This window comes from Streptomyces sp. WELS2, from assembly GCF_013870595.1.
Classification (GTDB): domain Bacteria; phylum Actinomycetota; class Actinomycetes; order Streptomycetales; family Streptomycetaceae; genus Streptomyces.
Genome location: NZ_JACBWZ010000328.1, coordinates 1 through 6,539, shown reverse-complemented (window position 1 = coordinate 6,539; position 6,539 = coordinate 1). Strand labels below are relative to the sequence as shown.

At 73.8% G+C, this 6,539-nt stretch carries 8 protein-coding genes; 1 reads left to right on the top strand and 7 read right to left on the bottom strand.

Annotated features, from left to right (window positions below):
* The coding region (locus tag H5J33_RS19325) for a M28 family peptidase (RefSeq protein ID WP_181796182.1) at positions 1 to 1,618 on the top strand (1,618 nt) is incomplete at its 5' end.
* Between the two features lie 67 nt (positions 1,619 to 1,685).
* Here the strand turns inward: H5J33_RS19325 and H5J33_RS19320 are convergent.
* From H5J33_RS19320 to H5J33_RS19290, 7 genes are all read right to left on the bottom strand, one after another.
* A complete protein-coding gene (locus H5J33_RS19320; RefSeq protein ID WP_181796181.1) occupies positions 1,686 to 2,006 on the bottom strand; it encodes a DUF6191 domain-containing protein in 321 nt (106 codons plus the stop codon).
* A gap of 58 nt (positions 2,007 to 2,064) precedes the next feature.
* Entirely contained in the window at positions 2,065 to 2,847 is a 783-nt protein-coding gene (locus H5J33_RS19315; RefSeq protein WP_399552874.1) for a restriction endonuclease, read from the bottom strand.
* 176 nt (positions 2,848 to 3,023) lie between these two features.
* Complete coding sequence (locus H5J33_RS19310) at positions 3,024 to 3,179, bottom strand: hypothetical protein (RefSeq protein ID WP_181796179.1); 156 nt, start codon at positions 3,177 to 3,179, stop codon at positions 3,024 to 3,026.
* A gap of 147 nt (positions 3,180 to 3,326) precedes the next feature.
* Positions 3,327 to 4,586, bottom strand: a complete 1,260-nt coding sequence (locus H5J33_RS19305; protein ID WP_181796178.1) for a lytic transglycosylase domain-containing protein — start codon at positions 4,584 to 4,586, stop codon at positions 3,327 to 3,329.
* 109 nt (positions 4,587 to 4,695) lie between these two features.
* Positions 4,696 to 5,466 carry a hypothetical protein gene (locus tag H5J33_RS19300; RefSeq protein ID WP_181796177.1) on the bottom strand — a complete coding sequence of 257 codons (771 nt, stop codon included), beginning with the start codon at positions 5,464 to 5,466 and terminating at the stop codon, positions 4,696 to 4,698.
* 44 nt (positions 5,467 to 5,510) lie between these two features.
* A complete protein-coding gene (locus H5J33_RS19295; RefSeq protein ID WP_181796176.1) occupies positions 5,511 to 6,065 on the bottom strand; it encodes a nuclear transport factor 2 family protein in 555 nt (184 codons plus the stop codon).
* Between the two features lie 26 nt (positions 6,066 to 6,091).
* Positions 6,092 to 6,539: nuclear transport factor 2 family protein (locus H5J33_RS19290; protein ID WP_258565229.1), on the bottom strand; the 448-nt coding region annotated here is incomplete at its 5' end.

Here is a 6,539-nt window from a genome sequence, read left to right as displayed (position 1 = left end):
CGCCGCGCCCGACATCGACGTCACGAAAGTGCAGGCGCACCTCACCGAGCTGAACGCCATAGCCACCCGCAACGGCGGCAACCGCAGGTCGACCGGGCAGGGTTACCGCGACTCGGTCGCCTATGTGAAGGGCAAGCTCCAGGCGGCCGGTTACACCGTCACCGAGCAGGCCTGCACCTCGGGCTGCACCAGCGGCGCCGGACCCAACCTGATCGCCGAGTGGCCGCGCGGCGACGCGTCCAAGGTGTACATGTTCGGCTCCCACCTGGACGGTGTCTCCGCCGGTCCCGGCATCAACGACAACGGCTCCGGCAGCGCCACCCTCCTGGAGGTCGCGCTGAAACTGGCCCAGACCGACCCCGCCATGGCGGCACGCGTCCGCTTCGGCTGGTGGACGGACGAGGAGCAGGGCCTGAACGGCTCGGATTTCTACGTCCGTTCGCTGACCTCCGCCCAGCGCTCGGCGATCAAGGCGTACTACAACTTCGACATGGTCGCCTCGCCCAACGGCGGCTACTTCATCAACCACATCACCTCGGCCGCCGCCGCGCCGATGAAGGCGTACTGGGACTCGCTCAGCCTCCAGCCCGAGGAGAACACCGAGGGCGCGGGCCGCTCCGACGACTACTCCTTCGAGAACTACGGCATCCCCACCTCGGGTTACGCCATGGGCGCGAGCGCCCGCAAGACCTCGGCGCAGGCCGCCAAGTGGGGCGGTACGGCGGGAGCGGCGTACGACGGCTGCTACCACTCCGCGTGCGACACCACCGGCAACATCAACGCCACCGGGCTGAACCGCAGCGCGGACGGCGTCGCCTACACGCTGTGGAAGCAGGCGGTCTCGGACACCGCCCCGGCGGACGACTTCTCCGTCTCGGTGAACCCGGCCACCGGCAGCGCCGACCCGGGGACCTCGCTGACCACCACCGTGTCCACGGCCACCACCAGCGGCTCGGCGCAGACGGTGAACCTCTCCGCCTCGGGAGCCCCGGCGGGCGTCACGGTCTCCTTCAGCCCGGCCTCGGTGACCTCCGGAGCCTCGTCCACGGCGACGGTCTCCGTCGGCTCCTCCGTGCCGCCGGGCACCTACCCGCTCACCTTCACCGGCACCGGCACCGGCACGCACAGCGCGTCCTACACGCTGACCGTCAAGGGCGCCGGCGGCTGCACGCCGTCCCAGGTGATCGCCAACGGCGGCTTCGAGAGCGGTACGTCACCGTGGACGGGTGACACCGGTGCGATCGGCACGTTCAGCGGCCAGTCCGCGCACTCCGGGTCCCGGTACGCCTGGCTGGCGGGGTACGGCTACGCCGCCACCGACAGCATCGGCCAGACGGTGACCGTCCCGGCGGGCTGTGCGAAGGCGACCCTGAAGTACTGGCTGCACATCGACACCGCCGAGTCGGGTACGACGGTGTACGACACCTTCCAGGTCAAGGTGAACGGAACGGTGAAGCAGACGTACTCCAACGCCGACGCGGCGACCGGGTACACCGAACGCGCCCTGGACCTCGGCCAGTACGCCGGTCAGCAGATCACGCTGACGTTCACGGCCACCGAGGACTCCGGCCTCCAGACCAGCTTCGTCGTCGACGACGCGACCCTGACGACCGGCTGACCGCCCGCACACCGAGGGGGAGCCGGACCACGCGCCCGGTTCCCCCGCCCCGGCGGCGGCCACGTCCCTACCGGTCGCGCCGGGGCATCCGGACCACCGCGGTTCCCCCGTCCAGGTCCACCGTGGTCCTGTTCGGCGGTGCCCCGTCGTCCTCGTCGTCCGGTACGACCAGCGCCGATCGGCGTTCCCTCAACTCGTGCTGCTTGCCCGGCGACAGGCTCGCGTGCAGCTGCTCGAACCCGGTCGCCGCTATCTGGCCCTGCCGCGCGCTGTTGCGCCACGGCAGCGCCCCGGCCCGTCCCGCGCGCAGCAGCAACTGGTCGGCGAAGGCGAGCAGGGTCAGCACGACGACCAGTCCGGGCAGGGTCATGAAGAAGACGAAGGCCATGTCCGAGTATCCGGTCCACGACCGGCCGGCGGTCAATCCGTGGCCGGGCCCGGTGGCCTCAGCATCCGTCGGTGGCGTCCACGAGCATCCAGGGGGCCGGCCCGGTGCCGTCGTGCCACGCCCGCAGGGCCGGCCGGCCGAAACACACGATCCCGCACTGTTCGGCGTACTCGGCGGCCGGCGCGGTGAAGTCGCTGGTGGTGACGAGGACCGCGACATCGGCCTCGTGCACGGTGTAGCACGTGCCGCCGAAGCGCTGCAGGTCCTGCGAGCCGACCCGGTGCCCGTCGCCGTAGCGCTTGCACTGGATGACCACCCGCCGTCCGTCCGGTGCCACGGCCAGCACATCGGCGCCCAAGTCGCCCGCCCCGCCGACGACTTCGACCGAGGTGCAGCCGTCCCTCTCGCAGAGCCCGGCCACGGCCCGCTCGAACTCGTCGGCTTCCAGGGCGTCGTAGTCGTACGCGCGGTCGTACCCGGACGGCGCGGCGGGACCGGCGGCGTACCGGTCGGCGACGGCGGGGATGTCCACCGCGGGCGCTTCCCACTCCTCCAGCGCCGTGTGCACACCCTCCTCCAGTGCCGCGGCGGCCCGCCGGGCGGTGCGGACACCCAGGAGGCGGTGCCGCCGGCGCCCCCACGCCAGGACGGCGGCGAGACCCCCGAGGCACAGCACGACCACCCAGGCGGGGCGCCGCTCGGCGGTCCCGGCCAGCGTACGGACGGCGAAGCCCAGGACACACAGGAGCAGGGCGAGAAGCACGAAGAACAGCGCGGTCGAGCGTAGGTCGAACGACCGGCGGCCGGTGCGTGGTCGTACACGGCGTGCGGGCATGGTCACGAGGTGACGCCCCCTTCCCCTGGCGGAACGTAGAGAAGTCCCCTACCCCGCCTCCGGCCGGAACCGATCAGGCGATCCCCGCTCCCTACGACGTCCGGCAGATCCTGCACGTCCTCCACGCTCGCCTCGGCGCGGGTCCAGCGCGGAGTGCCCGGAACACCGGTGGCGGAAACGCCCTACTGGGGACGGAAGTCGACGTGCGGGAGGAGGTCCGTGAAGTCCTTCCCCTTATCGTCCCCGATGTACGACTGGACATGGACCGGGAAGTCACCCTGCGGGATCTGCCGGGACAGCTCGAAGGTCCAGCCCATCTTGCACGGACCGGCCGGCAACCGCGTCTCCCCTCCCACATCCGCCCCCCGGCGTCTTCAGCACTTCGGGAAGCGTGTCCGTTCGCCGCAGCAGCGTCACGGTGCCCGGCTTCACCCGCACCTGGCACCGCACCTCGGCCGGATCGGCCTCCTCCTCGAGCGAGCCGGTCAGCTCCCCTCGCAGCTCCTTGCCGGGCTCGGGGAGGTGGCGGGGGCGGGGGACGGGGTGGTGGTCGGCGTGGCGCAGTCGTCCGGCTCGGTGGTCGTCGGGGTCGGTTCGGGCGTCGGGTCCGGTGAGGCGGACGGCGAGGCGGACGGTGACGGGCTGCCGGTCGGCTGCCCGCCGGGCGACCGGGACGGCTCCGGACCCGCCGGGGGCGTCGTCGGGGCGGAGGGGCGCGGGGTGGGGGAAGCGGGTGCCGGGGCGGGGGCCGGTGAGGGGGCGGAGGGGGACGGCCCGGGGCCGCCCGGCGGGGTCGGGTCCGGGCCCACGACGATGTCGCCGTCGTCGTCCGTCGCACCGCCGTCGCCTCCCGGGCCGTCGGCTGGCTCGGCCGCCGGTGTGCCGCCACCGGCGCCGGGGCTCAGCGGCGGCACACCCGTGCCGTCCGGTACGGCGTGGACCCCTCCGCTGTAGAACGCCAGCCAGCTCCTGACCAGTTCGAGGTAGCGGCGCGAGTGGTTGTAGCCGAGGATCGCTTCGTCCTGGTCCGCGTCCCGGCCCAGGTCGCGGTCGCCCGCGCACAGGTAGTGTCCGGCCGCCAGCGCCGCGTCGAAGACGTTGTCCGGGTCGGCCCGGCCGTCGCCGTTGCCGTCCGTGCCCCAGCGGGCCCAGGTGGCGGGCAGGAACTGCATCGGCCCCACCGCGCGGTCGTAGAGCCGGTCGTCGTCGTGCGAACCGCCGTCGGTGTCCCGGATGAGGGCGAAACCGCGGCCGTTCAGGGCGGGGCCGGTGATCCGGCGCGTGGTGGTGCCGTCCGGACCGACCGCGCCGCCGCCCGCGTGCCCGGATTCGACCTTGCCGATCGCCGCGAGCAGTTCCCAGGGCAGCCGGCAGCCGGGATCGGTCCGGCCGACCGAGGTCTCGGCGGCACGGTAGGCGCGCAGCACGGTGACCGGGATGCCGGACCGGGAGCGCGTGACGCGCAGGACGGCCGGGGAAACGACGCCGGACCGGCCGGCCAGGGGCGGCGGTTCGGTGTGGTAGGAACCGTCGCCCGGCGGGGCGGGATCGGCGTACGGGGCGCCCGTGGCCGGCCGGTGCCCCCCGTCGGCGGGCGGTGCCGCGTGGGTGTCCTTGGCCTCCTCGGTGAGGGCGGGCGCCCGGGAGGCGGTGAGGGCCGCGACGACCGTCACGACGAGGGCGGTGGTCCGCAGTCCCTTGCGGGTCCGCCCGGGAAGCGGGCGTCGTACGCGGCGCGTGGACATCGCTGGTGTCACTCCCGTGGTTGTCGTGGGCCGCGGCGGCGGTCGTGCGCTCGATGGCGTGGTCGCGTGGTTCGGGTCGTTCGCGTGGTTCGAGGTGGTCGCGTCGTCCTCAGCGGCCGAAGGTGTCGATGCCGGAGACGAGCCATCGCCCGTGGCGGAGTACGACGTCCACGGCGAGCATCGCTCCCGCGTACACCCCCTCGTCCTGTCTGCCGCGGGTCCCGGAGGTGCCGACGCTGCTCTGGTCGGCGTAGACCAGGACCCGGGCCCGGTCGCCGTCGATGCGTTCGACCGCGCTGTCGGTGACCGTCGTGGTGATCACCGCCTTCTGCGCGTCGGCCCGCTTCCGGACGTCGGCGAGCAGGGCGCGGTGCTGGGCGACGGCCTTCCCGGTGAGGAGGTCCTCGGCGGCCTTTCGGAGCGCGCCGGGGTCGGTGTGGTCGTAGGAGAAGAGCCGGTCGACGGCTTTGGCGGTCTGCCCCTTGATCTCGCTGGTGCGGGCGAGGTCGGTCAGGGCGGTGTTGCGCAGCGCGGGGTCGTCCCGCAGCGCCTCGGCCTTGGCGTGCGCCCAGCCGGCGAAGCCGCCGAGGAGGAGGGTGAGGGCGCCGAGGAGGGCGAGGACGGTGCGGTGGCGGGGGCGGGTGGCCTTTCCGGCGGTGGGCGTGGTGGCGTCCGGCGTCCGGTCCCGTGCGGGGTCCGGGGCCCTGACGGCCGTGCGCGCGGATCCGGGCCGTACGGTCGTCGGGGCGTGGGTACGGGTGCGGTGTGCCGTGTGCTCCGGCTGTCCCGGCTGCTTCCGCTGTTCCGGGAGCGCGGCGGGCCGGGTCTCGCGCGACTGGCGGCGCCGCTCGCGGTTGATGTGGTGGCGGGTCGTCGACATCGTGCGGTGTCCTCTCGTGCGGGCGGCGTGCGCGGGCGGATGGGTCAGCCGGCCGAGGCGCCGCCCACCGGGGCCTGTCCCAGGGCGCTGAGCCGCCACTGGCTCTTGGTGCGGGTGAGTTCGCCGAGCATGCGGCTGTCCTTGTCGGTCCTCGTCCCGTCGGACGCCTTGACGGTCACGCGCAGGGCGACCAGCACCCGGGCCCGCCCGGCACGGTCGTCGAGTTCGGTGACGGCGCCGGACAGCACCCGGGCCGTGGTGACGGTCTTCGCCGCCTTCACCTGCTCGGCGAACCGTTCGCGCCCGGAGGCCAGTTGCTCGCGCAGCTCGCCCGTGGTGGACGACTCCCACAGGTCGAGGCCGCGGTCCAGGTCGCGGTGGTCGAGGGTGTTGAGGTTCTGCACGGCCTGTTCACCGGCGGCGAGCACCTCGTCCCGCTGCGCGGCGTACGCGGACCGGTCGTCGTGGGCCGCGGCGTACCAGTCCTCGCCCGCCCACGCCGCGAAGCCCGCCGCGACGAGGGCGAGGGCGAGGGCGAGGGACACGGCGGTCAGCGGCCGGGGGCGTCTTCCGGCGAGGACACGCGGGGCGCGTGGCATGAGGTTCTCCCGTCTCTCGCGCCCGGTCAGCGGGCCTTGATGTCGACGATCCGCCAACGGTCGTCCTCCAGCCGGGCCGTGACGGTGAGCTGGGCGGCGGCGGTGGTGGCCTTGCCGTTGCCGCGGCGGGAGGTCTGGTCGAGGAACACCAGCAGGCGCGCGCGGTCTCCGTCGAGTTCGATCACGCCGGTGCGTACGGCCTTGGTGGCGAGGGTGATCCGCTGGCCGGCGAGGTCGCCGCGGATCCGGGCGAACAGCTCCCGGTACTGGCGGGCCGCGCGGCCGTCGAGCACGGTGCGTGCGGAGCGCTCGGCGGTCGCGGTGCCGTCGGGTGTGTAGGAGAAGACGCGGGCGAGGGCGTTGTCGATCTCCCCCGCGACCCGGGCGGTGGCCTCGGTGTCGGTGAGCGCGCGGTTGCGGGCGGCCTCCGTCGACCTCAGCTGGTGGGCGCCGTAGTGGAAGCCGCACCCGCCG

Excerpts from the sequence above, each read along its gene's own strand:
- H5J33_RS19320 (WP_181796181.1), bottom strand. The coding sequence starts at position 2,006 with ATGGCCTTCGTCTTCTTCATGACCCTGCCCGGACTGGTCGTCGTGCTG.
- H5J33_RS19305 (WP_181796178.1), bottom strand. The coding sequence starts at position 4,586 with ATGTCCACGCGCCGCGTACGACGCCCGCTTCCCGGGCGGACCCGCAAG.
- H5J33_RS19300 (WP_181796177.1), bottom strand. The coding sequence starts at position 5,466 with ATGTCGACGACCCGCCACCACATCAACCGCGAGCGGCGCCGCCAGTCG.
- H5J33_RS19295 (WP_181796176.1), bottom strand. The coding sequence starts at position 6,065 with ATGCCACGCGCCCCGCGTGTCCTCGCCGGAAGACGCCCCCGGCCGCTG.